Here is a 26,495-nt window from a genome sequence, read left to right on the forward strand (position 1 = left end):
CTCAGCGCACCCGTGTCTTCAACACCTGGTAACCAAGTGCTGCAACCAGGTCGGCTACCTTCTGCACGTCGGTAACGTCCTCGTCGATTGTTGCCTCAACCTTGTTGGAAGTGAACTTGACCTTGACATCAAGAACGCCGGGGGAGCGGTCAAGTGTTTTTTCAATCTTTGCCACGCAGGAAGGGCAGGTGAACTGGCTGGTTGTTAAAGTAATCTTCTTTGTCATGGCTCCATTTCACCGCGGCCACGGCACTTGCGCCTTGACCTGCGTCAAGGTTGTGTACAGCGCTAGGCTGGGGTGATGAACTTGGCGACCTTCCCCTTTGAGAAACTGCGTCGCACCCCCGATATTGAAGCCCCAAACCTGTTTGCTGCCGACGCTACCGATAGGCTCTTGCTCGACCTGGCCGCACCCGCGATTGCGGAAGCCTCCCCGGGGAGTGTTGTCGTGGTTGGTGACCGCTACGGCGGACTCACCCTGGGGGCTGCGATGCTTGGGGCCAGACAAATCAGGGTTCACCAGGACTCCTACACGTCAGAGTTGGCTTTGGCGTCCAACTGGGAGCGGCTTGTCGCCGAGTTGGGCTTACCTGAGGATTCCTATGGCAACCGCGATCTCGATGCGTCGTTGTTTGACAGGGCGCAAGTCGTCCTCATGCAGCTTCCAAAGGACCTGCGGCAGCTGGAACACTGGGCCCACCTGGTGTCCCACTACGCAGACCCGTCGGTACAGGTATTTGCCGGGGGGCGAGTGAAGCACATGACGCGGGCGATGAATGAAGTTCTTGAGCGGCACTTTGGCTCCGCGACTGCCTCACTGGCACGCCAAAAGTCACGCGCGCTGATCGCCGCAGATCCGCTACCTTTTTACGAGGGCGTGGTGGCGGATACCGAGCGTGAATGCGAGGGCGGAGGTGAGCCTGAGGCCGGGAACGCGGCGCAGTCGCGAGAGTCCCACCTTAGCGAGCACTACGATCCTGATCTCGACCTATGGGTGTGTTCCACACCGGGGTCATTTGCTTCAGGCAAGGTTGATATTGGTACCCGGTTCCTCATCCCGTTTCTTGAGGATCGCGTCAACCTCCCTGAGGGAGCCGAGGGCGCTGAGCTCGTGGCAGTGGACCTGGGGTGCGGCACAGGGCTACTGACCGCCGCGCTGCTGCGTGCTCACCCCGATTACCACGTCATTGCCACAGATCGCTCCGCCGCCGCGGCGGCATCGACGAGGGCGACAATCCGCCGCAACGGCCTCGACAAGTTCGACGGGCGAGTTGAAATTCGCCGTGATCACGGCCTCTCTCAGCAGCCCGATGCCTCGGTTGACCTGGTGGTTTGCAACCCGCCATTCCACTCGGAAGCAGCGATCACCACGGCGGCATCGGACGCGATGTTTGTCGAGGCCGCGCGCGTTCTAAAACCAGACGGGGTGATGCTGACGGTCTTCAACTCTCACCTGCCCCACCGCCGCGCCCTCGAACGCGTGATTGGCCAAACGGTGCAGCTGGGACGCAACGCGAAGTTCACGGTGACGCGCTCGGTCCGCGGGAGTTTGGGATGAGGTGAAGTTGGTGGCTAAAGGGTGAGGGGCCCCACCATTTTCTGGCAGGGCCCCTCAGTGCTTCTTACTTGTCTAGGCTACTTCACCGGTTCTGGCTTGATCTTCCATACGTGTTCGGCGTAGTCCTCGATGGTGCGGTCCGAAGAGAACCGGCCCGATTCGCAGATGTTCACCCAGCACATGCGTGCCCATGCCAACTGGTCACGGTAGTCCTCGGCCATACGGTCGCGCGTCTGGCGGTAGTCCTCAAAGTCGCCCAGCAGATAGTAGGGGTCAGCCGGATCCCAAGTCGTGCCATCCAACAGCGACCACAGCAGGTCGTGGAAGTCACCGTTGCCACCATCTTGTAGGGTTCCGTCGACGAAGGCGTCGAGGACGCGCTTCAGGCCCGGCACCGTCTCATAGAGGTCGCGAGGGCGGTAGTTTGCCTGCAGTTCTGCGAGTTCTTCTTCACGAGCACCAAAGATGTAGGCGTTGTCGTAACCAACCGAATCAACAATCTCCACATTGGCCCCATCCAGCGTGCCCAAGGTGAGGGCGCCATTCATCATGAACTTCATGTTCGAGGTGCCTGACGCTTCCTTGCCAGCCGTTGAGATCTGCTCGGAAACATCGGCCGCCGGAATGATGTGTTCGGCTGGGGTGACGTTGTAGTTCTCCACGAACACAACGGCGAGGCGCCCCTTCATGTCGGGATCATTATTGACGATACGCCCGACCTCGTTGATTAGCTTGATGATCGCCTTAGCACGACGGTAGCCCGGGGCGGATTTCGCACCGAAAATAAAGACGCGGGGCGTCACGTCAAGACTCGGGTCGTCCTTGAGTCGGTAGTAGAGATCCAAGATGTACATGGCGTTGAGCAACTGGCGCTTGTACTCGTGGAGGCGTTTGATTTGCACATCGTAGATTGCGTCGGTGGGGATCTGCTCCCCCTGACGATTCTCAAGCCACTCCGCGAAGTCAACCTTATTGTCGTGCTTGATTGCCATTAGCTCACGCATGAGGGCATCATCATCAGCCTTGGGGAGCAACGTTCGCAGCTGGTCGAGGTCGGTAACCCAGGCATCAGAGCCAAGTTCGCGTGTCAGGAGCGCAGCCAATCGGGGGTTACAGCTCTTGAGCCAGCGGCGTTGGGTGACACCGTTGGTCTTGTTGTTGAAGCGTTCTGGCCAGAGTGCGTACCACTCCTTGAGAGTGTCCTTCTTGAGGATTTCTGTATGCAGCGCCGCGACTCCGTTGATTGAGAAAGAGGCGTAGCACGCGATCCACGCCATGTGGACGCGGCCGCCTGAGACGGGAGCAATCGAGTCAATGGTTGCGTAGTCAAGGCCCAAGGCCCGGAGCTCTTCGTAGAAGCGACGGTTGATTTCGTAAATGATCTCGAGGATGCGGGGGAAAAGCTGCTGGAAGATTGAGATCTCCCAAGTTTCCAGGGCTTCTGTGAGTACCGTGTGGTTAGTGTAAGCGAACGTCTCTTGAACGATTTCCCAGGCTTCATCCCATCCGAGTCCCTCATCATCCATGAGTAGGCGCATCAGCTCGGGAATGGCGAGGACGGGGTGAGTGTCGTTTAGCTGGACGGAGTTAAGCTCGCCGAACTTTGAGAAATCGTCACCATAGGTCGCCTTGTACTTCTCGATGATGGTCTGCAGCGAGGCTGAGACAAAGAAGTACTGCTGACGAACACGCAATACCTTGCCCTCATAGGTGGTGTCATTCGGGTAGAGAACGCGGCAAAGGTCGGCGACGCGTTCGCGCTCAACGATGGCGTCGGTGAAGCGTTGTGAGTTGAAGGCGTCATAGTCGAACTCTTCAATGGGTTCAGACTTCCACAGGCGAAGTGTGTTGACGTTCTTGGTGCCGTAGCCAATGATCGGCATGTCGTAGGGGATGGCCCGTAAGTGCATGTCGGCGAAGTCGACCAGTTTCGCTTCTTCCTCGCGGCGGATTACAAAGGGGTAGCCTTCTTCCATCCAGGGGTCGGGGTGCTCGTTCTGGAAGCCATCATCGATGGTCTGCTTGAACAGTCCGTAGCGGTAGAGGATTCCGTAGCCGGTGACCGGAAGGTCCATGGTAGCGCACGAGTCCAGGAAGCAGGCTGCCAGGCGGCCCAGACCCCCATTGCCAAGAGCGGCGTCATGTTCGGCCTCGAGAACCGCGGTTAACTCCTGGCCGAGAGCGGCAGCGGCTTCGGAGGCTTCCTCAAGCATGTCGAGATTGACGAGGTTGTTGAGAAGGGCCCTACCCTCAAGGAACTCGGCCGAGAAGTAGTGTTCCTGTCGTCCCGCCCGGTACAGCTCCGTCGTTGCATTCCAGTCATCAGCAATCTTGTTCACGACAAGGCTGGAGAGGCCCGCCCAGAACTCGGCTGGGGTTGAGTTCTCTGTGGTCTTGCCGGACTCGGAACGCACGAATGAACCCAAGGTTGAGGTTAAATCTGCAGACATTTGCTATGTCTCCTAGCTACAAGTAGGCCAAAGCGCTTGAGACGAAAAAGTCATGGCAACAATTGGCGCGAACATTACCAAGTCTTGCAGAAGTGTGTGCCAACTGCGGGGTCATTCGCTTTGGGCTTAGGCACACTGCCGCGCGACTGGAGAGACTATTTACTCGCCACCCCCACTGAAAATCCCTGCAACGAAGCCAATAATCAACGTGATAAGAACAAGGATGATCGCGACCCAAGCCAACCACATCAAGCCCTTGACGACGAAGCCAAGAATGGCAAGGACGACCCAGAGCACAAGGAGGAACATAAGTAACCAAATCATGTCCCCACCCTACCGCGGCATTCGAGCCAGGCTTTCCCGTGCAGCAGAACAAATGATTCAACAGGTGCAGACCGCCGATGGAGACTAACCTCTTAGCCGGATATTTGAGTTGCCCGCGTCGAGACCATCGAAACCAGAGGACCCAGAATGAACACTCCGAGAATAGTGAGCTTTGCGCAACCTGCCGGCTCGGCGGTAGCGGGTGGAGGCGGATCGACAGCGTCTTCGTCGGCCGGGAAAATGGGTTTGCTCGCGATCATCCTTCTGGGAATCAACGGGATCATCGGCTCTGGTACGTTCCTCCTTCCTCAGCAGATCTATCACGATGCGGGATTCGCCCTCGGACTTGCTGCGCTCCTGGCGGCGGGGATTGCGACACTGTTCATCGTGTTCTGCTACGCGGACCTGGCGGGGAAGGTTACGGGCAACGGCGGTGCGTGGCTGTACTGCTACACCGCTTGGGGACGCTTCACGGGATTCCAAGTGGGGATCTTCGTCTGGTTTGCTGGGCTTGCCACAATCTCCACCGAGGTTGCCGCTTTGATTCGGATCTTCCGTGATTCGGTGCCGGCTCTGAAGAACCATTGGGTAGCGGTGGGAATCGGCGCCGCAGTGATCGTTCTACTTGGGGTCATCAACTGGTTTGGGCCCAAACTCTCCCAGTGGGTCAACAATATTTCCTCAGCAACGAAGATCGCTACGGCCGCTTTCTTTGTTATCGCAGGGGCATTTGCGTTGAAGATGGCGAACTTCAAGCCACTTGTTCCCGACACGATCAAGGACTTCGGGGAAGGAATGGGTGCGGTAGGAACGGCCTACGGCATTACCTTCTACCTTTTCGCTGGATTCTCATTTCTCACGATTGCCGGTAACAAGATGAGGAATCCGCAAAAGAACCTCTCGAAGGCTCTTGTCATCGTTATTGTCTTGGTTACGGTGGTTTACCTGCTGATCCAGACGGTCACTGTCGGGATCCTTGGTAGTGACACGGCAAAGTCTGCGACTCCGGTGGCGACCGCTATGCAGCACGCCCTCGGCGAATGGGCGTACTACCTGGTCATTGCTGGTACCGCAGTTGCAGTGTTTGGCGTTGCCTTTGCATGCTCCTTTGAGGTGCCGGTTCTTGCGGCCTCCCTGGCCAATGAGCACAAGCTGTTGCCTGCTTACATGGGCAAGACAAACAAGCATGGGGCGCCATCCGTAGCGATCATCGTCACCGCTGTTCTTGCATGCGGGATGCTCACGACCGGTTCATACGTTTTCCTAGCCTCCTGCGTGGTTTGTGCCAGCGCAGTCCAGTACGTGCCAACCATCCTTGCCGTGCTGAAGCTGAAGAACATGCCGTCCGGCGACGGTGCATTCCAACTCAAGGGCGCTGCCCGGTGGATACTGTCGCTCCTAGCGCTGGCAGCGTCCTCGTACCTGTTCTTCTCCCTGACGTGGAAGGTGCTGGTGATCGCGGCTGGTGTGTTCGTGATCGGCGTGATCATCTACGGCTTGGACTCGAAGCGTCGCAGTGACCCCACGCAGAAGGTCGACCCCGGGGTCGAGCTCCACGATCCTGTTGCAACGCGCGCAGGCTCAGCGGTGATTGACCGCTCGGCTTTTCCTGATCGCGTGCTTGCTGCTTCGGCGGCTAAGGCTGCCGCTCCAGCCTCCAAGACAGGCACGTCGTCCTAGCGTCCTAGGCTCCTAGCCCGCTTGCCGACTTCGGGCTGGACTCTCCCAAGGCTGCTTCGTTACAGCCGACGTTTTGCGCGACAGTCCCAAATGTATACGTTGGGGGCGAAATGCATGTCTGGGGTACGTACCCCAGAGGAACATCTCGTCCCCACGTATACATTTCGGAGGAGGGAGCGGGCGGACCGTGCAAAGAGCGGGCGGAGCGAGGAAGCAGTGGGCCGCCCACGAAGGAAGAGGCGCGCCCCTGCTGGCATGGATGGAGCCGCCTATCGGACTCGAACCGATGACCTGATGCTTACAAGGCAACTGCTCTACCAACTGAGCTAAGGCGGCGCGCAGATAAGTCTGCCTGAATGCGGCCGCCCCGTCAAAACCGTGGGGCACATGGAGTGTGAGTCGCTGGTCACAGGCGGAGGATCTGCGGGTCACAGGTGTAGGACTTGCTGGTCACACGATATTGGGACCCTTGAACCGCGTGTTTGTGAGCCCGGACGCAAGTCTCACTTTCGATGTGTTAGCTGCCACTCACAGCAGTCAAGAGTTCCGCAATGACGGCCTCGGCTGTGTCCCCGGTGAGAGTGATGTTCTTGTTGTGAGCAACGAACTCGGGGGTCGCGACCTGGGTGCGGTCCTGGATATCGGCTGCTACCCAGGTGTTTGTCGCGGTCGTCAAGTAGCCCTGAGCCGCGTCCGTATCAAAAGTTGCGATGAGGTCTTCAGAGACGCCGACTCCGCGGGCGATCTCCGCAACCTGTTCCCGGGAAGCATCAAGATCCTGGTAGAACGTGTCCTCAGAGGTTGCGGCCTCATAGAAGCGGTCAGTCAGTGCGTCCTGGAACTCTAGGAACAAGTCCGGAGCTCCCGCTGCCACGACCAGAGCGCCGGCGGTCGCCGCCACGTTGTAAGCACCACCTGAAGTGATGACAGGCTGCATTAGAAGGTTGTAGTCACCGGCTTGGGCGGTGTCGGTCAGGTGGGGGCGGAGCGCCATCTCAAGCTGGGTGCAGGCACCGCACGTGTAGTCAAAGTAGAAGGTGAGGTCTTCTGCATCCGGATTGGAGACGCCAACGCCCTCGGACGAAACGATAATGGGCTGACCTTCACGGAACTGTTCGGGAAGTCCCTCTGCAGCGCTCTCAGGTGTGGGCCGGTTGGCAACCACAAAAACAATGGCGATGGCAATCGCGGCAATCAGTACGACCACCAGGGCAATGATGATGTTCCTGGTCCGTTGATCCGATTTCGCCTGGGCTTCGCGCAACTGCTTTGCCTTGTCGCGAGTTCCACTATCAACTTGCGACGCGTTCTTTTTAGCCATTGGGTATCTCCCCTAATTGAAGCCTTAACTAATTCTGCTAGTCAGAATACCGGGCATCCCCGATTTCACCAGGGTCTCAGGTTCGCTGTGGATGAAATAAGGGGGAAGTCAGCGCGGCTGGCAGTGATGATCGGGGTGCCCCGACCTGTCGTAATCCCATACGTACCTGGGCGGCAAAGATCTGCTAGATATTCGCTGCGATCATCAGGCCGACGAGGGCGATTAAGGCCACAGTGAGCCCCATTAACCAGCGAGGTGCAGATCGCTTGGAAGCTGCGTTCAGTCCCGACCACAGGCCGACTCTCATTGTGTACGAGGACGGGATCAGCCAGCAGACCGTGATACCGAGAACAAACGCCACCCACACGAGCACCTCACCCGCCACCCAAGCCGCTGCGTCGGCGCCGAACCAGCCCAGTGGTCCAAGCGGATCCCAGATCCCAGCGTAGGCCTGCTGTTGGACGAGGCCGGTGACGTATGCCACGAGTGCGCCTGCGAGGAGGCCCGGCAGCAATGAAACGAGGGCGGTCACGGCCCGCCATGGGGTGGTCACAGCGACAACAAATGCTCGCTGCCCAGATCCTCGAGCGCGGTGGGCCCTCCGTTGCCAAGCGTTCACCGCCAGGGCTCCGACGACCTGAAGTGTAGCGAGGATCCCCACCAGGACGAGCAAACCCTGGAGGTGCCAAAATGCGGGAAGCCACGCGAGGGATCCCACAGAGCCGACTGTCAGAAACAGACCCAGAGTTCCGCTCGGACCTGTTGGTGGGGGATTTACCAGATCTATCAGAGCCGTGGGAGGGACGGCGTAGGGAGAGTCCTCGGGCATGAGGGTGGGCACTGGAGCCAAGGTGATAGGGGGCGACTCGATGGCCGTCGCTTCCAGGTTGTCGCTACCCGGGGTGACAGGCGCGTCAGGAAACACCAGGCGCGCACCTTGGAGGCAACGCAGCAGGTCATCCGGTGCCAGCCTTTCATCAGCATCAGGCCTCAGTGCCCAGAGAAAGGCTTGCGCAATCTGATCGCTTAGCCCCTCGGTGTCGGGTCGACCTTCAAATACTCTCTGAAGGATCGCGTCGGTCCGCCCCGTGCCAAAGGGTGGACGGCCAGTGGTTGCCTTGAGCAGGGTGGCCGCCCAGGCAAACCAATCGCCATTCTGCAGGTGCTCGAGCGAGGGCTTCGCCGTGGCAAGAAGCTCGGGGGCAACATAGCCCGGGGTTCCGGTGATTGAACCGGTCTGTGTCAGGTGGTTGTCACCCTCGCCGTGAGCAATCCCAAAATCAATGAGTGTTGGGCCCGTTGACGTGAGGATTACGTTTGAAGGCTTGAGGTCACGGTGTGCGATGCCCGCGACGTGGATTGAGTCGAGTGCATCTGCAAGTTCGCTACCGAGCTGTGCTGCGTCGGCAGGGTTGTAGGAGAGCCTGCGTAGTTCGCTCTCTAGAGTTGGGCCCTCAATCAACTCGGTTACGACAAAAGGGGCGTATGCATCGGCCTCGACGTCGAGGACGCGCGCCACGCGAGGTGAGCGGACTTGGTTGACAAGACGGGCCTCGCGAAGGAGTCTGAGTCGCGCCTCCTCCGTGGAGGCGAGGGAGGGATGGAGGAGCTTTAGTGCCACACGGTTGCCGCCCTCGTCCTCGGCAGACCAGACCGTGCCAGTTCCACCACGACCGATCTCAGTCCGCAACAGGTAGCCGCCAACCCAGCCTGAACCCTGCTCAGGACCATCTCCCTGCGCGGAAACTGCATTGTGCGCCACCATTTGATCAATCTTAGGACGGACTGAGAGCGGTGCGTGCTAAAGTACCAAGCGGACCACGTGCGCACCGTTGCGGGTCCTAGTGCCGAAGTCGACACTAAAGAATCTCTACTAAGGATCGTCCGGCACGTACCTGCCGGTGGAGGAAAAATGGCAAGTGTAACTTTTGATCACGCGACGCGAATCTACCCCGGATCTGACCACCCGGCTGTTGACAAGCTGAATCTCGAAATCGCGGATGGCGAGTTCCTGGTTCTAGTTGGTCCCTCGGGCTGTGGCAAGTCAACCTCACTTCGTATGCTGGCCGGACTCGAAGACGTAAACTCCGGACGCATCTTCATTGGCGACCGTGATGTAACGGACGTTCAGCCCAAGAACCGCGACATCGCGATGGTTTTCCAGAACTACGCCCTGTACCCGCACATGACCGTGCGTGACAACATGGGCTTTGCTCTGAAAATTGCTGGTGAACCCAAGGCGGAAATCAAGAAGCGCGTTGATGAGGCCGCGAAGATTCTTGACCTTGAGCCCTACTTGGAGCGCAAGCCAAAGGCGCTCTCCGGTGGTCAGCGTCAGCGTGTTGCAATGGGACGCGCAATCGTTCGTAAGCCCCAGGTCTTCCTGATGGATGAGCCGCTGTCGAACCTTGACGCGAAGCTCCGTGTCCAGACGCGTACGCAGATTGCGTCGCTACAGCGTTCGCTTGGTGTAACAACCGTCTACGTCACCCACGACCAGACGGAAGCCCTCACCATGGGTGACCGTATCGCTGTCATGAAGGATGGCTTGCTTCAGCAGGTTGGCACCCCTCGTGAAATGTATGACGAGCCGGCCAACAGGTTCGTTGCAGGGTTCATTGGCTCACCCGCCATGAACTTGGGCACCTTCACCATTGAAGGCACCCACGCAAAGCTTGCTGGTGCAGTTGTTCCTTTGTCTGCGGCAACACTTGCCGCGGTCACCCCGGAAGATGACGGCAAGATTGTTGTTGGTTTCCGTCCGGAAGGGTTGCGTCCAATCGACAACAACTCAACCACCGGAATCCCGATCGTTGTTGACTTGGTCGAAGAGCTGGGATCAGACGCCTACGTTTACGCTCACCTTGCAGGAACCGGTGAGGGCATTGTTGATGTTGGCGCACAGCAGATCGTGGTGCGCGTGGCTCCGAACTCGGCACCGGTTGCAGGTTCGAACATGCGCGTAGAGATCATTGAGGGTCAGCAGCACTGCTTCTCCCATGCGACGGGTGTCCGCCTGCCGGCATAGTAGTTTCCGCGTATTGCATTAGGCGAAGGGTCGGGGTTTTCCTCGGCCCTTCGTTGTATGCAGCGTATGCCGCTACTATGTTCTAGGTTTGCTGAACTGGAAGGGGGGTGCTGTGCCAAAGAGTATGCAGATCACTGCTGCCAACGTGGATCCTGCGTTGCTGGAATTGCCGTGGGATATTCCCCTTGAAGAGTGGCCCGAGGACGTCTTAGCTGCTCTTCCTCGAGGTATTTCTCGGCACGTCGTCCGGTTTGTGAACCTGTCAGGCAGGGTTATCGCTGTAAAGGAGATTGGTGAGAGCGTTGCGTACCACGAGTACGAAATGCTGCGTGATCTGTCACGTATGGAGGCGCCATCGGTCCAGCCGACAGCGGTTGTCACCGGACGTCGAAACGCGCAGGGTGATGAACTGAACGCGGTGCTCGTCACTGAGCACCTCGAGTTCTCACTTCCGTACAGGGCACTGTTCAGCAGGAAAATTGCGGCTGAGACGGTCGGTCGACTACTGGACGCCCTCGCCGTGCTCTTGGTCCGCCTGCACCTACTGGGTTTCTACTGGGGTGACGTCTCGCTCTCCAACACTCTGTTTAGGCGTGATGCGGGTTCCTATTCTGCCTACCTGGTGGATGCTGAGACCGGTGATTTGCAGACAAAACTGACTGACGGACAACGAAACTACGATGTTGATCTTGCTCGCACCAACATAATTGGTGAGCTCATGGACCTTCAGGCCGGAGGCTTCCTCCCCGATGATGAAGACCCTATCGAGATCGGCAACAGGATCCAGGAGCGGTACAACCAGCTGTGGGAGGAACTCACAGGCGCGGAGCTCATTGATGCTGACGAGCACTGGCGCGTGCAGGAGCGGATTGATCGGCTTGCCGCGCTGGGCTTCAGTGTTGGTGAGCTAACTATGACCTCTGCGCCCGAGGGCGACCGGCTCATCATCCAACCCAAGGTGGTTGATGCGGGGCATTATCACCGCCAGATTATGCGTTTGACGGGCATGGATGTGGAGGAGCTTCAAGCGCGACGAATGCTTGAAGACATTGAAACCTACCGGGCAGTGAACGGCATGTGGCGTCAGAGCCTTGAGCACGTCGCACGCGCGTGGACAAACGACGTGTACGAGCATGTTATCGATGCGATCCCCCCGGAGCTTTCCGGAAAGCTTGAGCCCGCTCAGGTCTTTCACGAGATACTTGAACACCGCTGGTACCTGGGCCAGCAGCGGCAGAGTGACGTCCCTCTCGATGAAGTGATTGCTGACTACCTTGAGAACGTCATGCCAACGAAGCGGGATGAGGCCGTGCTCCTCAGCGGTCCAGCCGATGAAGTCCTAGCCGGGTACGACGACATGAGCAGCCGTTTTGATGACGAAGAAGGCGAGGACGAAGAGGGTCTCGACGAAGAGGGTCTCGACGACACGCCGACCTCAAACGATTCTTCAACACCATTCGATAGGTGAGGCGCCCTCGTTCTCAAGAATGCGGTTCGCGGTAGAGAACGGTTTGGAACCGAAGAAGCCACGGTAGGCGGATAGCGGTGATGGGTGGGGTGACTCGATGGTTGCCGTGGAACCGAGGAGGGGTTTCAGGGAAGCCGCGTCGCGTCCCCAGAGAACTGCCACCAGTGGTTTGTTCCGCGCGACCAGGGATGTGATTGCCTGCTCCGTTATTTTCTCCCACCCTCTGCCTCGATGTGAGCCAGGTCTGCCGGGTTCCACGGTGAGAACTCGATTGAGAAGACACACCCCCTGGTCGGCCCACTTGGAAAGATCGCCATTCCCGGGGGGTGAACAGCCCAGGTCACTGGTCAGTTCTTGGTAGATGTTGCGCAGCGATGCTGGAAGAGGCATATCGGGCGCGACCGCGAAGGATAGTCCAATGGCATTTCCAACTGTCGGATACGGGTCCTGACCGACAATGAGGACCTTGACGTCCTCGAACGGGTAGCAAAACGCACGCAGAATGTTCTTGGGTTCCGGCAGGTAGGTTCGCCCGCTTGCCGTCTCCTGGCGGAGCATCATCCCCATGGAGTGAATATCGTCCTCAACAGGTCGCAGCGCACGCGCCCATCCGGGGTCGATCACGTTCTCCAGGGGTGGCGGCATGGAGTTTCCTTCCCTTTTCCAATCAAATTCCTGCACTGATCTTATGACTCTCGCAGTTGCAGTGTCGTGAATGCGTGCGAGGGCGGTAGGCTGCCTACGTGAGCGAAACGTATCCAAGAGATGACTTTGACGGCGTTCCTGAAGGAAACCCTGTTGGCGTCCACCGACGAACCCGTAACCCGTGGGCTCCAGTCGTGCCGTTCTTGCTGGTGTTGGTCCTTGTCCCGTTGCTTGCATGGGGCGTTGCAACACTGATACAACGAAACGTACCTGAGGCCGAGGTCGGGGCTGCGCAGTCGCAGTCACAGCCGCAGTCGCAGCAGGCCCAGTCCACCGTGGATCAAGCCCAAAGTGACGTTGTGATTCCGGATTCAAACGTCCCCACGGCGGCTCCTGACGATCCCAGTGCAACCCCTGACGAACCGGCAGGCACAACTGAGCCCGAAGGCACGGTGGATTTCGCGGCGGCGGTGACGGTGCTCAATGGGACCACAATCTCTGGCTATGCGGCTGAGTTTGCGGGCCATGTGACGAATGCAGGCTTTACGAATGTGTCTGCCACAAATGCATCCACGTGGCCGACAGATCAGAACACTGTGTTCTATCCTTCTGCTGAACTTCGCGCTACTGCAGAAGCCGTTGCGGCAGCTGCTGGCATTGCGAACGTGGTTGAAGGTGGCTTTGAAGAAGCCCCGGGTTCAGTTGTGGTGTTCCTGATCAACTAGCTGCGTGACCGTGGTCTCATCAATCATGAGGGACTTCATCTTGCACTCTATGGCGTCGAGTGCCAAGCTTGGTCTTAGCACTCTCCCGTAGGGAGTGAAAACCTCTGGTTTTGGTGAGAGGCGCGTTTGACCAGGAACGGCCTGGAATGGCGTGTCTTGTCCGTCGCGGGCACCGAAGCCAACCGTGAATTTTCCGGAAGGACACAGTAAATGGCAAAGATCATTTCTTATAATGAAGAAGCACGCCGTGGTATGGAGCGTGGACTCAACCAGCTTGCCGACACCGTCAAGGTGACCCTCGGCCCGCGTGGTCGTAACGTCGTCCTCGATAAGAAGTGGGGCGCACCGACCATCACAAAAGATGGCGTGTCGGTCGCGAAAGAGATCGAACTTGACGATCCGTTTGAGCGCATTGGTGCTGAACTGGTTAAGGAAGTTGCCAAGCGTACAGATGATGTTGCTGGCGATGGAACCACGACGGCTACCGTCCTCGCTCAGGCACTGGTGCGTGAAGGGCTGCGCAACGTGGCTGCTGGTGCTAACCCCCTAGCTCTGAAGAAGGGCATTGAGGTTTCTGTCGACGCGGTCGTGGAAGAACTCCACAAGGGCGCAACACCGATTGAAACCACGGATCAGATCGCAGCGACAGCATCAATTTCGGCAAATGACACAGAGATTGGCGCATTGATCGCTGAGGCGTTTGAGAAGGTCGGGGCTGAGGGCGTTGTGACGGTTGAAGAGACCAACTCTTTTGACACAACGCTGGAGACCACAGAAGGTATGCGTTTCGACAAGGGTTTCCTCTCGGCATACTTTGTGACTGATGCTGAGCGTCAGGAGGCAGTCCTTGAGGATGCCTACATCCTGCTTGTTGAAGGAAAGATCTCTTCGATCAAGGATCTGCTCCCTCTCCTTGAGAAGGTTATGCAGACCTCAAAGCCGCTGCTGATTATTGCTGAGGACGTTGAGGGTGAAGCCCTTGCGACCCTGGTTGTGAACAGAATTCGTGGCATCTTCAAGTCAGTTGCCGTGAAGGCTCCGGGCTTTGGTGATCGTCGCAAGGCCATCTTGCAGGACATCGCCATCCTGACGGGTGCAACGGTTATCTCAGAGACCGTTGGCCTGTCTCTTGAGACTGCCGACTTGGATTCACTTGGCACCGCACGCAAGGTTGTTGTCACCAAGGATGAAACCACCATCGTTGACGGTGGCGGTGACAAGGACGCGCTGGAGGCTCGTGTCAAGCAGATCCGCGCAGAGATTGAGAACTCTGACTCTGAGTACGACAAGGAGAAGCTTTCGGAGCGTCTTGCCAAGCTCTCCGGTGGCGTTGCCATCATCAAGTCGGGCGCTGCCACTGAAGTTGAGTTGAAGGAACGTAAGCACCGCATTGAGGATGCTATCCGCAATGCTCGCGCTGCATCGGAAGAGGGCATCGTTGCCGGTGGTGGCGTCGCTCTGCTTCAGGCTGCAGAGAAGGTTCTTTCCAACCTCGGCCTCGAGGGTGACGAAGAGACCGGCATGGCAATCGTTCGGGCCGCAGTTGCAGAACCACTGCGTCAGATTGCTGCCAATGCGGGCTTCGAAGCAGGCGTTGTTGTCGACCGTGTCCGTCATCTGCCAGCAGGCGAGGGACTGAATGCGGCAACCGGTGAGTACGGGGACCTCCTTGCTGAGGGTATTGCCGACCCGGTGAAGGTTACGCGTTCCGCACTTCAGAACGCTGCATCGATCGCAGCAATGTTCCTGACCACCGAAGCCGTTGTGGCCGATAAGCCAGAGCCAGCGGCTCCAGCAGGCGCCGGTGATGACATGGGTGGCATGTACTAGGAAGCATCAAGGTCGCAAGACCAGAGGCGTTCTATGGGCCCAGCCGCAGTTTTTTGCGGTTGGGCCCATTCGTTTGCGTATCTGCAAACACGGAGATCATACGGGCTCCTCCTAGAGGGGGCTGTAGGTAGCGACGGCAACGGTGACCGGTCGTAGAGGCGGGAAGGATGCCCACAGCCTGTTCGGCGACCAGCCAATAAACAACTTACAGAAGAGCCACCAAACGCTGTCCCCAAGGACCCACGAACAGCGAGGTTTGGACCTATTGCTCTACGCGCCCGCAAACAGCGAGGCGGCAGCGCTTTCTGCTTCGGTGTACGTGGCGGAGGCTTGACTTAGCGCGGCTCCTACTGCTTCTAACGAGCTCTCAACCTGCACTTGCGTTGCCTGCCACTGTGCAATTACACCCTGAAATGATGTCGCTGCCGCACCTCCCCAAGAGGCTTCTAGACCGAGCAACTGGGTCATCATTGTCGCGACAGAAGCCCGGATGGTGTCTGCAGTTTGGTTTGCCGCTGCGGATGCTGCACTGATCTGCACGGCATCAACGTTATAGATTGTCACTATCTGATCCCTTCACTAGTTGGTGGGTCCAATGTGCCCTAGTTTCGGGGGCGGTAGTTGACTGATTCGTGCCAGCTGGGGATATCGCCATGATTGCGACGATGGGGATAGTGATCGGCCGTGCACTGCCAGCTTATGCATTTAGCGGAGCCTAGGGTGAGAGGCGGAGCGTAGAAGTGGGACTTGGTGACTCTGCTTCTACTTCTGCCTCCGAGAACGGGATTGTCGGTTCTCAATGAAGTCGGCAACAGTCTCAAGAGTTGATGTGTCTGCGACTGTGGATCTGGTGGATGATGTTTCGTGGGCGTCGGCCACGTCGGAAGGCCTTTCCCGTCCACCTAAAGAGGTGGGGTGGACTGAGGGCGGGGGTGGACCCGTGGGGTCGGACGAGGGCGGACGGGCGTCGGTGGTGTCAGCCGAGATCCCCGCAGCTTCTTGGTCGTCCTCGAGGCACTTGACTTTCTGAGCGCGCGAAATTCGGAGTACCTTCGACTCCCCGCTGGACTTCTCTGCTAGGACGACGTCGCGGGCCCGATCCTGAAAGTAGTCAGGCTCGCTCTCGACCTCGGGTATCTCCACTTGGAGGCTGCGGAGTTTCCGTTCCGTAGCTCCCAGTTCTGCCTCGAGATTCTCCCGCGCAGCGTCTTCCCACTGAGATGCAATTGGTGTCGAGAAGATGTGGGTTCTGTTGACCAGCCGCTGGAGAACGTGTCTGCGAGCACGCAAGAAATCCACCTCGGACAGGTGCAAAGCCTCTGCACGAAAGTGCGAGAGAAACTCTCGGTACTGCTGGGGTGAGGCCGCCAGAGCTGCGAGGTCGGCATCAACCAAGAGCCGCGCACCCAGGTCACTCCTGTCGGGGGTGTGGTACGCCAACTGGTTGATGAGCGACACAATGCGCTGCGTGCGTTCCTCTGGGATGCCGAGCGTCGTGAGATCTTCAATACTAACCATTGCGGGGATGGCTCCAAGCTCATGGGCTGACGCGAGCTCTTCCCACCCAGGTTCCTCAAGTGCGCCACGAAATGCTGCAGCCAGCCGAAGCATCTCCGGTTCGGTAGTTGCACCCTCTAGCTCATCGATACGCTCAAAAAGGTACCCAAGATACTTCCCGTTGTGGAAGCGGCGCCCCTCAAGGTTCCAGGCGGCAATTACTCGATCGATCACCTCGCGACGCTGGTTCTCCGGTGCGGTGGCCCCCGCTGCAACGAGCGCTTCGTCGAGCGCTGAGTACAACCAACTGGGCGTATTAGACCCCATTTCCTCCACCACTTAAGCTAGCGTGCCGTCGCCCCGCATACCAGGAGCTGGTCAACTGTCTGACCCTTCATGTTAGCCCTGCAAGCACTGAAGGTCACTGTGGGAGTATTTTCTACTTGTCGGAGGAATGTGTCACGATTGCGGATGAGTGAAGGAGGGTGAGAATGCCAGATGCGCTCACACCAGCAGGGGTGGACTTCCGCCATGTCTCAAAATCGTTGGCAACGGTTCGGCTGATCGCGGCCGTGCTATCTCTTGGTATCCCAGCGGTTGCGTTTGTGGTCTTGGGGATCGTCTTCTCGCCGTGGTTCTATGTGGGTGCGGGACTTGCGGCCCTGATCTTCCTTTGGCTCCTGTGGCTCATTCCACGTCAGGTACGTGCGATCCAGTTTGCGACAACTGAAACTGACTTCCTGGTACGCAAAGGGATCATGTTCCGCAGACTGGATATTGTTCCATATGGCCGCATCCAGTACGTGGATGTGCATGAAGGTCCGATTGCCCGCAAACTCGGGGTCGCCGCGATCCAATTGCACACAGCGGCTGCGGATACGGACGCGTCATTGGATGGGCTACCCGCAAATCAGGCAGCAGAACTACGTGACCTTCTGGTAGCCAACGGCGTCTCCAACCTGTCTGGGTTGTGAAGATGGCTCAGCGAAAGGGAGTTGTCGAAGAGGGCGTACCTCAGCATGCGTGGCAAAGGGTCCACCCACTTACCCCAGTTTTCAACGGGTGGCAGGTAATTGCAGTCCTGATTGCCGTTGTGCTTTTCCAGAACATCGAGTTCGTTGGTGATCTTGGGAAGCTTGCTGACTCATTCGGATTCGGACTAATTCTGCTTGTTGCCATTGGTGCACTGTTACTGATTCTGTTGGTCGTAGGTGTCTACTCATATATGTCGTGGCGCGCCATGACGTATGCGGTCACAGACCAGGCGGTCTGGCTGAGGCGGGGGATCTTGTTCCGTCAGCAGCGCCATGTCCGGCTGGAGCGCATCCAGGCAGTTGACGTTTCGCATCCCCTTCTCGGGCGAATCTTTGGGCTGGGTCGCCTCAGAGTTGATGCAGCGGGAGGTGCCAACTCTTCCCTGACGATCGGCTTCCTCCGCAGTGACGACCTCTTTGGGCTGCGCGCCGACATCTTGGCACGTGCTGCGGGCATCACTGAAGGAAACTCAGACATCGACAGTGAGACCTATGGAGCAGCTACACAAGAGCCGGTAAAGCGTGTCGTAGAGGCCGATGAGAATCTCCTCTATTCAGTCAATACCCGGACCCTGGTGACATCCTTGGCTTTGAGCATGTCATTCATGTTGGGACTGCTTGCTCTTGCGGCTTCTCTTGTCGCAATCGTCATCGTTGGGTTTGCCGCAGGCTGGGGTATTGCGCTGTCTTTCTTCCCCACGTGGATTCCAATCGTCCTCGTCGTGGGATCCCTCTTGTGGTCACGTTTCTCAAAAGAGTTCAATTTCCAAGCTGCCGTATCCCCGGATGGGATTCGTGTACGCCGTGGACTGCTCGAGCAGCGTGCAGAGACCATTCCCCCCAGACGCATTCACGCTGTAGAGATCCATCAACCATTGCTGTGGAGGCGCCGTGACTGGTACCGCGTTCTAATAACGCAGGCCACAAGGGGTACGCAGGACTCTTCAGGTGGAAGTACTGATTCGCAGGCATTGCTACCAGTGGGTACACGTGAAGAAGCCATGCTAGCGCTGTGGCTGGTGTTGCCAGACCTCGGCGTTGACGACCCGGTGGAGTTCTTCGATGAAGCCGTTCGAGGTCGAAGACGCACCAAGCAGTTCACGGGGATCCCTCACAATGCCCGCGTTCTCGATCCGCTCGTGAAGAACCGTCGCGGCGTGGCACTGACGCGCACCTGCATGGTTGTTCGCGATGGCTGGGTAGTCCGCACCGCTGCCTTCGCGCCATACGAAAGGATCCAGTCCGTCCTCGTTGCAGAAGGTCCGATTGCGAAGGCGATGGATCTGGCTTCCGTTACCGCTTGCTTGGTTCCGGGCCCGGTCAACCTGACGATCTCTCACCTCTCTGGAGGCGACTCCATAGCGGTGAGTGACGAACTAGTCAAGATGAGTCGGCAACTACGCGGAAGCGAACCGCCAGAACGTTGGTTCAGGCGTGTTAACGAACCTACGTTCAACGGTGAGGTGAATGTGGATCCTGCGGATCTCACTGCGGCAGCACCCGTAGTGAACCCTGCACCGTTGCCCGAAGACAGTTTCAAGCCACCCGAGCAGCTGCCACAAAGTGAGGAAACACAGTGACTTCAGGGGTACGTGTAGGCGTAATAGGAATGGGGAATGTCGGTCCGGCTATTGCTTCAGCCATGCGAGCATCAGGAGCCCAGATCGTCGGGGTCGCTGCCAGGTCGGATGCGGCGCGCGATCGCGCTGATGCGATGCTCCCCGGTGTGCCTGTCATTGAGGCGGATCAGGTTGCCAGAGAAGCAGAGATACTATTTCTGGCAGTGCCAGATTCACAAGTCACTCCTTTGACCGAAGGGCTCGTTGAGAGGGGAAGCATAAGACCCGGAATGGTTGTCGTCCACCTTTGCGGCGCGGCTGGCATAAATCCCCTCGCCGCACCAACGCAGATTGGGGCCATACCTTTAGCGCTTCATCCAGCAATGACCTTCTCAGGCACCTCTTTGGACGTTCGCCGCCTCACCGGTTGCCCCATCGCATACACAGCTCCCGCCTTGGCGGAGCCGATCGCGCTGGCTCTCATCGAGTACCTCGGCGGTGTGCCTCTCCCGGTAGCAGAGGACGACCGAACGCTCTACCATGCGGGCCTGACACATTCGGCAAATCACCTGGTGACACTGATGGTGCAAGGACAGGAAATCTTGAGCACCGCAGGCGTCGAAAGCCCAGCTGAGGCTATGCGTCCCCTGGTGACCGCGGCCCTAGACCGCGCGCTTGAAGAAGGAATGTCGGCACTCACGGGGCCCGTCGCCAGGAAGGACTACGCAACCGTAGGCTCCCATCTCGCTTCATTGAGTGAGCATCCCGAACTGACGGAAGCAGCACGGACCTATCGCGCACTATCGCGGGCGACACGCGTAGCATCCTTCATGTCGGCCAGCGAACCGCTTGTGGTCCATACGCCTGCGGAGCTGCGCGCCGCCCTCGCCGATGATCCTCGTCCAACAAGCCTTGTCATGACAATGGGTGCTCTCCACAAAGGCCATCTCTCACTGGTCGAGCAGGTGCGACGCCCCGGGTTCAAGACGGTTGTAACGATTTTCGTGAACCCGGAGCAGTTTGGCCCAGGAGAGGACTTTGACAGCTACCCCAGGACTCTTGAGAGCGATGTGGAGGCACTAGCAAACGGTGGGGTGGACATCGTTTATGCTCCGAGCCCCAAGGACGTTTATCCCCACGCTCCTCGTGTTCACGTCACCCCGGGCCCGGCAGCAAGTGTGTTGGAAGGCTACCTGCGGCCGGGTCACTTCCCGGGCGTCCTGCAGGTCGTGGGAAAGATGATGAACCTAATCCGTCCTGACATAGCAATTTTTGGTCAGAAGGACGCTCAACAGTTCGTCAACATTAGCCAGATGGTAGAGGACCTCGATATCCCGCTGGAACTTCTGGAGGCACCGATCGTGCGAAGTGCGGAGGGTTTGGCGCTCTCCAGCCGCAACGAGTATCTCAATGATCACCAGAAACAGGAGGCATTGGCGCTGAGCCACAGTCTCAAAGCTGGGCTTGCCGTAGCCGATCAGGGGGGTTCCCCGGAGCAGATTGTCACCGAGGTTGCCAACATCCTTGCATCTGCGTCAGGTGTCGCTCCTCAGTATGTCGCGCTAGCAGATGCCGAATCATTCGCGGTGGCGGCCTTGTGGACACCGGATGCAGAGATGATGGGCGTTGAAAATCTCACTGACTTGGACCCCGGTCAGAAGGCATACTTGCTAGTAGCTGCGCAGGTTGGCCCAGCGCGGCTCATCGACAATGTGATTGTGAAGGTGGGAGCTGATGGTTGAGACTCAGGCACCGAACTGGCCGGTTTACAGGGAAATGGTGACCGGGAAGATCCACCGCGCTACCGTGACCGGCGCGGACATCGACTATGTGGGTTCCATCTCCGTCGACACTGATCTTCTTGAGGCCGCCAACATTCTTGTGGGGCAGAAGGTTGACGTTGTCGACGTCACGAATGGTGCGCGACTATCCACCTACACCATCCCGGCTCCTGCTGGCTCCGGAACTATTCAACTCAACGGGGCAGCAGCACACCTGGTCAACCCCACCGACCTCGTCATCATCATTGCTTACGGACACCTTCCAGATGAGGTTGCTCGGACTGCACAGCCAGCAATAGTCCACGTGGATGCCAACAACCGCATCATCAACAGAGGAACTGACCTGTCCCGCTAGACGTGCGTGACGCCTCGCGCACTTCGTTTGTAAGCGCGCTGGTTTACCATGTTGAGGTGACTACGAATCTTCCTTCCCCGCAGACCACTCCAGAATCACCAACAGACGACCTGCCCGAGCAGATAAAGATCCGCTCAGACAAGCGGAAGCGTTTGCTGGAGTCGGGAGTGAACCCGTACCCCGTAGAGCTTCCCATCACTTCCACGATCGAAGAGGTGCGAGCAAAGTACGGCAACCTGGAGCTCGGTGAAGAGACGGATGACGTTGTGGGTCTTTCAGGCCGTGTCGTCCTCTCCCGTATCGCAGGTAAGTTGTGCTTCGCGACTATCCAAGACGGCGGCGGAAACCGCCTCCAAGTGATGCTGTCGGCCCGCGAGGTTGGGCCTGATTCCTTGGCGGCATACAAGGCTGACGTAGACCTGGGGGACATTCTGTTTGTTCACGGCCGCGTCATCTCTTCACGGCGTGGCGAACTGTCCATCATGGCTGCCCCCAGTGAGGACGAGGACGTGCCCGCATGGGCGCTAGCCGCAAAGGCACTTCGACCCCTACCCAAGATTTTTGCCACCGAAGAGGGTGAGGCCGGACTAGCTGAGGACACCCGGGTTCGGCGCCGCTACCTCGACCTGATCGTGCGCCCTTCCGCGCGTGAAATGGTCCGGACCCGTTCCACAGTTGTCCATTCAATCCGCTCATTCCTGCATGATCGTGGTTACCTAGAAATTGAGACGCCAATGCTGCAGACGCTAGCAGGCGGTGCCGCAGCACGACCGTTTGTTACACACATGAACGCGTACGACATCGACATGTACATGAGGATTGCGCCGGAGTTGTACTTGAAGCGCGCCCTCATCGGTGGGATCGACAAGGTGTTTGAGTTGAACCGTAGTTTCCGGAACGAGGGCGCGGATTCTTCCCACAACCCCGAGTTCACCATGCTTGAAGCCTATGAGGCTTACGGAACTTACGACACTTACGCGGTCATGCTCCGTGAGCTCATTCAGCACACGGCACTCGATGCTATCGGTACACTTCAGGTTCCGCTTCCGGATGGCAGCACATACGACCTGTCGGGAACTTGGGAGCAGATTTCTCTCTATGGCTCCATCTCGGAAGCCCTGGGACGTGAAGTTACGGCACTGACACCACGCGGGGAGCTGCTGAGTATTGCCGACGGCATCGGACTTGAGCTTCCAGACCACTACGTGGACGGCAAGATTGCGGAAGAAATCTTTGAAGAACTGGTCGGTGACAAGTTGTATGCTCCGACATTCGTTCGGGACTTCCCGGCTGACAACTCCCCCTTGGTGAAGGGTCACCGCACGGTTCCAGGTGTGACCGAAAAGTGGGATCTCTACATGAGGGGCTTCGAGTTGGGGACGGGCTACTCAGAACTAACGGACCCTGTGATTCAGCGTGAACGTTTCAACAAGCAGGCGCTGGCCGCGGCAAATGGCGACCCGGAAGCAATGTCAGTTGATGAAGACTTCCTTGAAGCCATGGACTACGGCATGCCGCCAGCAGCTGGACTAGGTATGGGATTGGACCGCCTCCTCATGGCGCTGACAGGAGAGGGAATCAGGGAGACAATCCTCTTCCCTCTGGTCAAGCCGCGCGCCTAGTCACCTGACTGGGCCAGCCGGGTGCGGTGGCGCAACAGGAGGATGTCAGACTCAGCTGTGTCCAACGAAGGGACAGGTCGGCACCCCTGGTTGCGCCACTGGCGGATCTTGCCTGGTTCAAGCCTGGTCAGGCGAGCCCCCCTGTAGACCAACACGTGAACGGGCTTGCGCGCCTCCGCAACGTCACGAAGGAAACGGAACCAAGCATTCTTCAGTGGTGAGCGAGCGATACAGATGGCATCGGCTAGGAGCCCTTCCTCTATCAGCCTTGGCACCAACTCAGATGCAAAGATCCCTTCCGCAATGAACAGCCGGTTCTGCCCCAGGGTGATCGTCCTCGCCCCTGTTCTCTGGTTGGAAGGGATGTCGTAGATCGGTACTTCAGCCTGGCCTTCGATGCACAGTTGTGCCACTGCCAAGAATGCGGCGTCGCCATCCCATGAGGCGGGATCATCCCAATCCACCACGTTCTCAGACAGCATGGGCATTCCCTCCTCATCATCCCCTCGGTAGAAATCATCGAGGGAGAGGGAAGGCAGTCCGACGCGAGAAGCCAGCGAGGTTTTTCCCGAACCGGAAGGGCCGGTGAGAATGATGACTTGGGCGCGTGGGCGACGGAAACCGTCCGGAAGTTGAAAAAGTCCTTCTTGGGCGGGGGCCATCAATTCTCTCCGAGGCTGCTCAGTATCACTTTCAGATTACGGGGGCCATGCACGCCTTCGACACGCGATAACTCGATGTCTGACGTGGCTGACGGCCCCGCAATCCACGTGATGGGTCGCGTGGGGTTCGAACTGAGAATAGCGAAAGCTTCGCCAACTGTCTCCCTCACCGCGCCCACATCCACAATAACGACGTGGGTGTCAGGCACCAGTGTGATCGCGCGACGCCCCTGGTCGGGGGTGGCGTCAAGGATTATTGTCCCCGTAGTTGCGACGCCGCACCTGCTTGAAGTCAGGACTGCGTCGATGTTGTCGAGGGCGGAACTTGGGATTTGCCCACCCGGCCCATCCAGGTAAACCCGATGATGCGCCATGGCTGCTTTGACCCATTCTTTGGGAAGGCCACTGGGAACCACAACCGTGTCACAAGACGCAAGGAACCGATTGATTAGGGCGGTAACTTCGTCCTCGTTCGAGGCCAACCCGACCTCGGCACCGTACTCTTTGAGCCGCCCGACAAAGAGTTCCAGCAACGCAGGTGATCCTGCAGGTAGGTCCTCACGACGGTGGTAGTCGCGTGGAACCTCGACGGTGACCCCATCGCGTCCCGCATTGCGGTTAGCGCTTCGGATGCTCGCAAGGATGTCGTCTCTGCTGCTCACCGCTCAGCCTTCTCTCGCCTACTCATCCACCTGCGGAACGATTCGGTTGGTGGGGAAGGAACATCCCGGCTCTTCGTCCATGAGGACACGGGCCACGGCAGCTGAGTGATTCTTCCCTCCTTGTCGGCGACGGCGCGCCCCAGTGGGAGTAGCGTCTCTGCGGCGCCAAGGCGTCTTCCAGAGCGCATGACTTCCGAAGACGCTTTCATTGCTGCACCCCAACCGCTAGTGGAACCGGCTCCAGACTCAACGCTGCGGCGGCGCAATTCCACGAGGATGGACGGAATGTCTATCTTCACGGGACACACGTCGTAGCAGGCTCCGCACAGAGTAGACGCGAACGGGAGTGTGGCCGACGGGTCACCGTCCTCGAAAGCGCCGAGAAGTTGCGGAGTAAGAATGGCGCCGATGGGTCCCGGATAGACGGAGTTGTACGCGTGGCCGCCTACCATACGGTAGACAGGGCAGATGTTCATACAGGCACCGCAACGAATGCAGGCAAGGGCATCGCGTCCCAAAGGATCGGCGAGCACCGTGGTGCGACCGTTGTCCAGAAGGATGAGGTGGAACTCCTGCGGTCCATCCCCGGGGGTCACACCCGTCCACCACGACGTGTAGGGGTTCATGGGTTCGCCGGTTGCAGAGCGGGGGAGTAGTTCGGTGAAGACTTCAGCATCCTGCCAGGTGGGGATCACTTTCTCGATGCCCACAATGGAGATCAGAACCTCTGGCAAGGTCAGGCACATGCGTCCATTGCCTTCGGACTCATAGACGGATAGGGCGCCGGTGTCAGCAATCATCGAGTTGGCACCGCTGATGGCGACCTTAGCGTTGAGGAATTTCTCTCGGAGGTGGGTCCTGGCTCGCATCGTCAGTTCGCGCGGGTCGTCACTTGATGGGCGATTTCCGTCCTCGAAATTATCTGTGAAGATATCGCGAACCTCAGACCTGTTGCGGTGGATCGCTGGGACCACAACGTGGCTTGGATGATCGTTGCCCAGTTGGACGATGAGCTCCGCCAGGTCCGTTTCTACCGCTTGGATGCCTCGGTCAGCGAAGTACTCGTTGAGGCCAATTTCCTGTGTGGCCATGGACTTGACCTTGACGACCTCATCCACCTGGTGGCGCGCCACGATGTCGTAGGCAATGGCGTTCGCTTCGTGCGCGTCTCTTGCCCAGTGCACGATGCCCCCGTTGGCAGTGACGTTGGCCTCTAGCTCCTCAAGGAGGTCTGCCAAGTGGTCCAAAGAGTAGCGTTTGATGGCCGCGCCAGCATCGCGCAGCTCCTCCCAGTTCTGCGTTTCTGCGGCGCGGGCGTCCCGTTTTGAACGGATGGTCTCTGTTGCGTTGCGCAGGTTTGCACGTAACTGGTCGTTGCCAACCATGCGGCGCGATCCGTCACGGAAGGTTTCCCCCCACTGCAGCGGAGAGGTCTCTGTAGTGGACTGTGGTCTCACGCCTTCCCCCTGGTGGTCAAGGTCGTACCTGCGGGTTCCCGGCGGAACGGGTGGTCGCGTGTGCCCGCCAGTACTTCGGCGAGGTGTAGTGGTTGTGTTGCAATGCCGAGTCGTGACATGCGTCCGGAGATGTTCATCAGGCAGGAGTAGTCGTCCGCGACTAGAAACTCCGCACCCGTCGACGCCACGGCCCGTGCTTTTTCGCTGACGAGGGCGGAAGAAACTTCCGGGTATTTGAGGGAGAACGTTCCGCCAAACCCGCAGCACTGCTCCGCGTCTGGAAGTGGGACGACGGTGGCTCCCTGCACTCGGGAGAGGAGCCGTTCTGGCGCGTCGCCCACTTTCGTGATGCGCATCGAGTGGCACGTCGGGTGGTAGGTGAGGGAATGAGGGAAGTAGGCTCCAACGTCCTCGATCCCAAGGAAATCCGTGAGCAGAAGTGGAAGATCATACGTGTTCTCAGCGATTATGGCCGCCCGGTTTGCCAGCTTCTGGTCGCCAAGTTTGCTGGCAACCATGGCCTGCTGGTGTTTGATGGAGCCGGTGCACGAGCCGGATGGGACGACGATCGCATCCCACGCGCCGTCCAAGATCGGTTGAAAGGTCTTGACGTGGTTCTTGATCAACGGCAGAGCGTCCTCGAAATACCCGGTATTGATGTGCATCTGTCCACAGCATGCCTGCTGTCTTGGGAAGAACACTTCGTGGCCGAGGCGCTCGAGGAGCGTCACCGTCGCGCGGGGTGCCTGCGGAAACATCGCATCCCCCATACAGGTCGCGAAAACCGCTATTCGCATCTTGCTAGTCCCTTCCCGCTACACCCACTTCGCTGTTGAG

The 26,495-nt window shown here is 58.4% G+C and carries 23 protein-coding genes and 1 tRNA gene; 11 read left to right on the forward strand and 13 right to left on the reverse strand.

The window, feature by feature from the left end; all coding sequences use genetic code 11:
• Position 1: 1 nt before the first annotated feature.
• Positions 2-226: a heavy-metal-associated domain-containing protein gene (locus IDL90_RS10635; protein ID WP_187995347.1), complete on the reverse strand. Its 225-nt coding sequence runs from the start codon at positions 224-226 to the stop codon at positions 2-4.
• Positions 227-301: 75 nt separating this feature from the next.
• Between IDL90_RS10635 and IDL90_RS10640 the strand changes: the two genes are divergently transcribed.
• A complete protein-coding gene (locus tag IDL90_RS10640; protein WP_187995349.1) occupies positions 302-1,558 on the forward strand; it encodes a class I SAM-dependent methyltransferase in 1,257 nt (418 codons plus the stop codon).
• Positions 1,559-1,635: 77 nt separating this feature from the next.
• On the opposite strand, the gene IDL90_RS10645 is transcribed toward IDL90_RS10640, so the two are convergent.
• Complete coding sequence (locus tag IDL90_RS10645; RefSeq protein WP_182141377.1) at positions 1,636-4,008, reverse strand: glycogen/starch/alpha-glucan phosphorylase; 2,373 nt, start codon at positions 4,006-4,008, stop codon at positions 1,636-1,638.
• Between the two features lie 159 nt (positions 4,009-4,167).
• On the reverse strand, positions 4,168-4,332 hold the full coding sequence (locus tag IDL90_RS10650) for a hypothetical protein (RefSeq protein WP_187995351.1): 165 nt from the start codon (positions 4,330-4,332) through the stop codon (positions 4,168-4,170).
• Between the two features lie 147 nt (positions 4,333-4,479).
• Here IDL90_RS10650 and IDL90_RS10655 point away from each other — a divergent pair, with 147 nt between their 5' ends.
• Entirely contained in the window at positions 4,480-6,012 is a 1,533-nt protein-coding gene (locus IDL90_RS10655) for an APC family permease (protein WP_187995353.1), read from the forward strand.
• A gap of 260 nt (positions 6,013-6,272) precedes the next feature.
• Here IDL90_RS10655 and IDL90_RS10660 read toward each other — a convergent pair.
• The 3 genes from IDL90_RS10660 to IDL90_RS10670 form a co-directional block, all read right to left on the reverse strand.
• Positions 6,273-6,348: transfer RNA gene (locus IDL90_RS10660), tRNA-Thr, on the reverse strand.
• A gap of 181 nt (positions 6,349-6,529) precedes the next feature.
• Positions 6,530-7,333, reverse strand: coding sequence for a thioredoxin domain-containing protein (locus tag IDL90_RS10665; protein ID WP_187995356.1), 804 nt, complete (start codon positions 7,331-7,333; stop codon positions 6,530-6,532).
• Positions 7,334-7,517: 184 nt separating this feature from the next.
• A complete protein-coding gene (locus IDL90_RS10670; RefSeq protein WP_187995358.1) occupies positions 7,518-9,098 on the reverse strand; it encodes a serine/threonine-protein kinase in 1,581 nt (526 codons plus the stop codon).
• Positions 9,099-9,245: 147 nt separating this feature from the next.
• Between IDL90_RS10670 and IDL90_RS10675 the strand changes: the two genes are divergently transcribed.
• Positions 9,246-10,361, forward strand: a complete 1,116-nt coding sequence (locus tag IDL90_RS10675) for an ABC transporter ATP-binding protein (protein WP_187995360.1) — start codon at positions 9,246-9,248, stop codon at positions 10,359-10,361.
• Positions 10,362-10,485: 124 nt separating this feature from the next.
• On the forward strand, positions 10,486-11,829 hold the full coding sequence (locus IDL90_RS10680) for a DUF4032 domain-containing protein (protein WP_187995422.1): 1,344 nt from the start codon (positions 10,486-10,488) through the stop codon (positions 11,827-11,829).
• Here the strand turns inward: IDL90_RS10680 and IDL90_RS10685 are convergent.
• Positions 11,809-12,474: a uracil-DNA glycosylase gene (locus IDL90_RS10685; RefSeq protein ID WP_187995362.1), complete on the reverse strand. Its 666-nt coding sequence runs from the start codon at positions 12,472-12,474 to the stop codon at positions 11,809-11,811. The genes IDL90_RS10680 and IDL90_RS10685 overlap by 21 nt on opposite strands.
• A gap of 98 nt (positions 12,475-12,572) precedes the next feature.
• Here IDL90_RS10685 and IDL90_RS10690 point away from each other — a divergent pair, with 98 nt between their 5' ends.
• The gene (locus IDL90_RS10690; RefSeq protein WP_187995364.1) at positions 12,573-13,199 is read left to right on the forward strand and encodes a LytR C-terminal domain-containing protein; all 627 of its coding nucleotides are present in this window, start codon (positions 12,573-12,575) and stop codon (positions 13,197-13,199) included.
• Between the two features lie 210 nt (positions 13,200-13,409).
• A complete protein-coding gene (groL, locus tag IDL90_RS10695; protein ID WP_187995366.1) occupies positions 13,410-15,029 on the forward strand; it encodes a chaperonin GroEL in 1,620 nt (539 codons plus the stop codon).
• 270 nt (positions 15,030-15,299) lie between these two features.
• Here the strand turns inward: groL and IDL90_RS10700 are convergent, their stop codons facing one another.
• Together IDL90_RS10700 and IDL90_RS10705 are read right to left on the reverse strand one after the other, a co-directional pair.
• Positions 15,300-15,593: a WXG100 family type VII secretion target gene (locus IDL90_RS10700; RefSeq protein ID WP_187995368.1), complete on the reverse strand. Its 294-nt coding sequence runs from the start codon at positions 15,591-15,593 to the stop codon at positions 15,300-15,302.
• 198 nt (positions 15,594-15,791) lie between these two features.
• Positions 15,792-16,853, reverse strand: coding sequence for a hypothetical protein (locus tag IDL90_RS10705; protein WP_187995370.1), 1,062 nt, complete (start codon positions 16,851-16,853; stop codon positions 15,792-15,794).
• Between the two features lie 164 nt (positions 16,854-17,017).
• Between IDL90_RS10705 and IDL90_RS10710 the strand changes: the two genes are divergently transcribed.
• The 5 genes from IDL90_RS10710 to lysS are packed head-to-tail and all read left to right on the forward strand — an operon-like array spanning position 17,018 to position 22,877.
• Positions 17,018-17,500, forward strand: a complete 483-nt coding sequence (locus IDL90_RS10710) for a PH domain-containing protein (protein ID WP_182141366.1) — start codon at positions 17,018-17,020, stop codon at positions 17,498-17,500.
• Positions 17,501-17,502: 2 nt separating this feature from the next.
• Positions 17,503-19,140, forward strand: coding sequence for a PH domain-containing protein (locus IDL90_RS10715; RefSeq protein WP_187995372.1), 1,638 nt, complete (start codon positions 17,503-17,505; stop codon positions 19,138-19,140).
• On the forward strand, positions 19,137-20,861 hold the full coding sequence (gene panC / locus IDL90_RS11750; protein ID WP_187995374.1) for a pantoate--beta-alanine ligase: 1,725 nt from the start codon (positions 19,137-19,139) through the stop codon (positions 20,859-20,861). Before IDL90_RS10715 ends, panC begins: the two co-directional genes overlap by 4 nt.
• Positions 20,854-21,255 (forward strand): aspartate 1-decarboxylase, encoded by a 402-nt coding sequence (gene panD / locus IDL90_RS10725; RefSeq protein WP_187995376.1) that lies wholly within the window; start codon positions 20,854-20,856, stop codon positions 21,253-21,255. Before panC ends, panD begins: the two co-directional genes overlap by 8 nt.
• A gap of 56 nt (positions 21,256-21,311) precedes the next feature.
• Positions 21,312-22,877, forward strand: coding sequence for a lysine--tRNA ligase (gene lysS, locus IDL90_RS10730; RefSeq protein ID WP_182141362.1), 1,566 nt, complete (start codon positions 21,312-21,314; stop codon positions 22,875-22,877).
• Here the strand turns inward: lysS and IDL90_RS10735 are convergent.
• The 4 genes from IDL90_RS10735 to IDL90_RS10750 are packed head-to-tail and all read right to left on the reverse strand — an operon-like array spanning position 22,874 to position 26,455.
• A complete protein-coding gene (locus tag IDL90_RS10735; RefSeq protein ID WP_187995378.1) occupies positions 22,874-23,539 on the reverse strand; it encodes a uridine kinase in 666 nt (221 codons plus the stop codon). The genes lysS and IDL90_RS10735 overlap by 4 nt on opposite strands.
• Positions 23,539-24,201, reverse strand: a complete 663-nt coding sequence (locus IDL90_RS11755) for a lactate utilization protein C (RefSeq protein ID WP_187995380.1) — start codon at positions 24,199-24,201, stop codon at positions 23,539-23,541. The genes IDL90_RS10735 and IDL90_RS11755 overlap by 1 nt, the downstream gene beginning before the upstream one ends.
• Complete coding sequence (locus tag IDL90_RS10745) at positions 24,198-25,658, reverse strand: LutB/LldF family L-lactate oxidation iron-sulfur protein (RefSeq protein WP_316930323.1); 1,461 nt, start codon at positions 25,656-25,658, stop codon at positions 24,198-24,200. Before IDL90_RS10745 ends, IDL90_RS11755 begins: the two co-directional genes overlap by 4 nt.
• The gene (locus tag IDL90_RS10750; RefSeq protein ID WP_182141359.1) at positions 25,655-26,455 is read right to left on the reverse strand and encodes a (Fe-S)-binding protein; all 801 of its coding nucleotides are present in this window, start codon (positions 26,453-26,455) and stop codon (positions 25,655-25,657) included. Before IDL90_RS10750 ends, IDL90_RS10745 begins: the two co-directional genes overlap by 4 nt.
• Positions 26,456-26,495 lie beyond the last annotated feature (40 nt).

Origin of the sequence: Schaalia sp. JY-X159 (assembly GCF_014525425.1) — a bacterium.
GTDB lineage: Bacteria > Actinomycetota > Actinomycetes > Actinomycetales > Actinomycetaceae > Scrofimicrobium.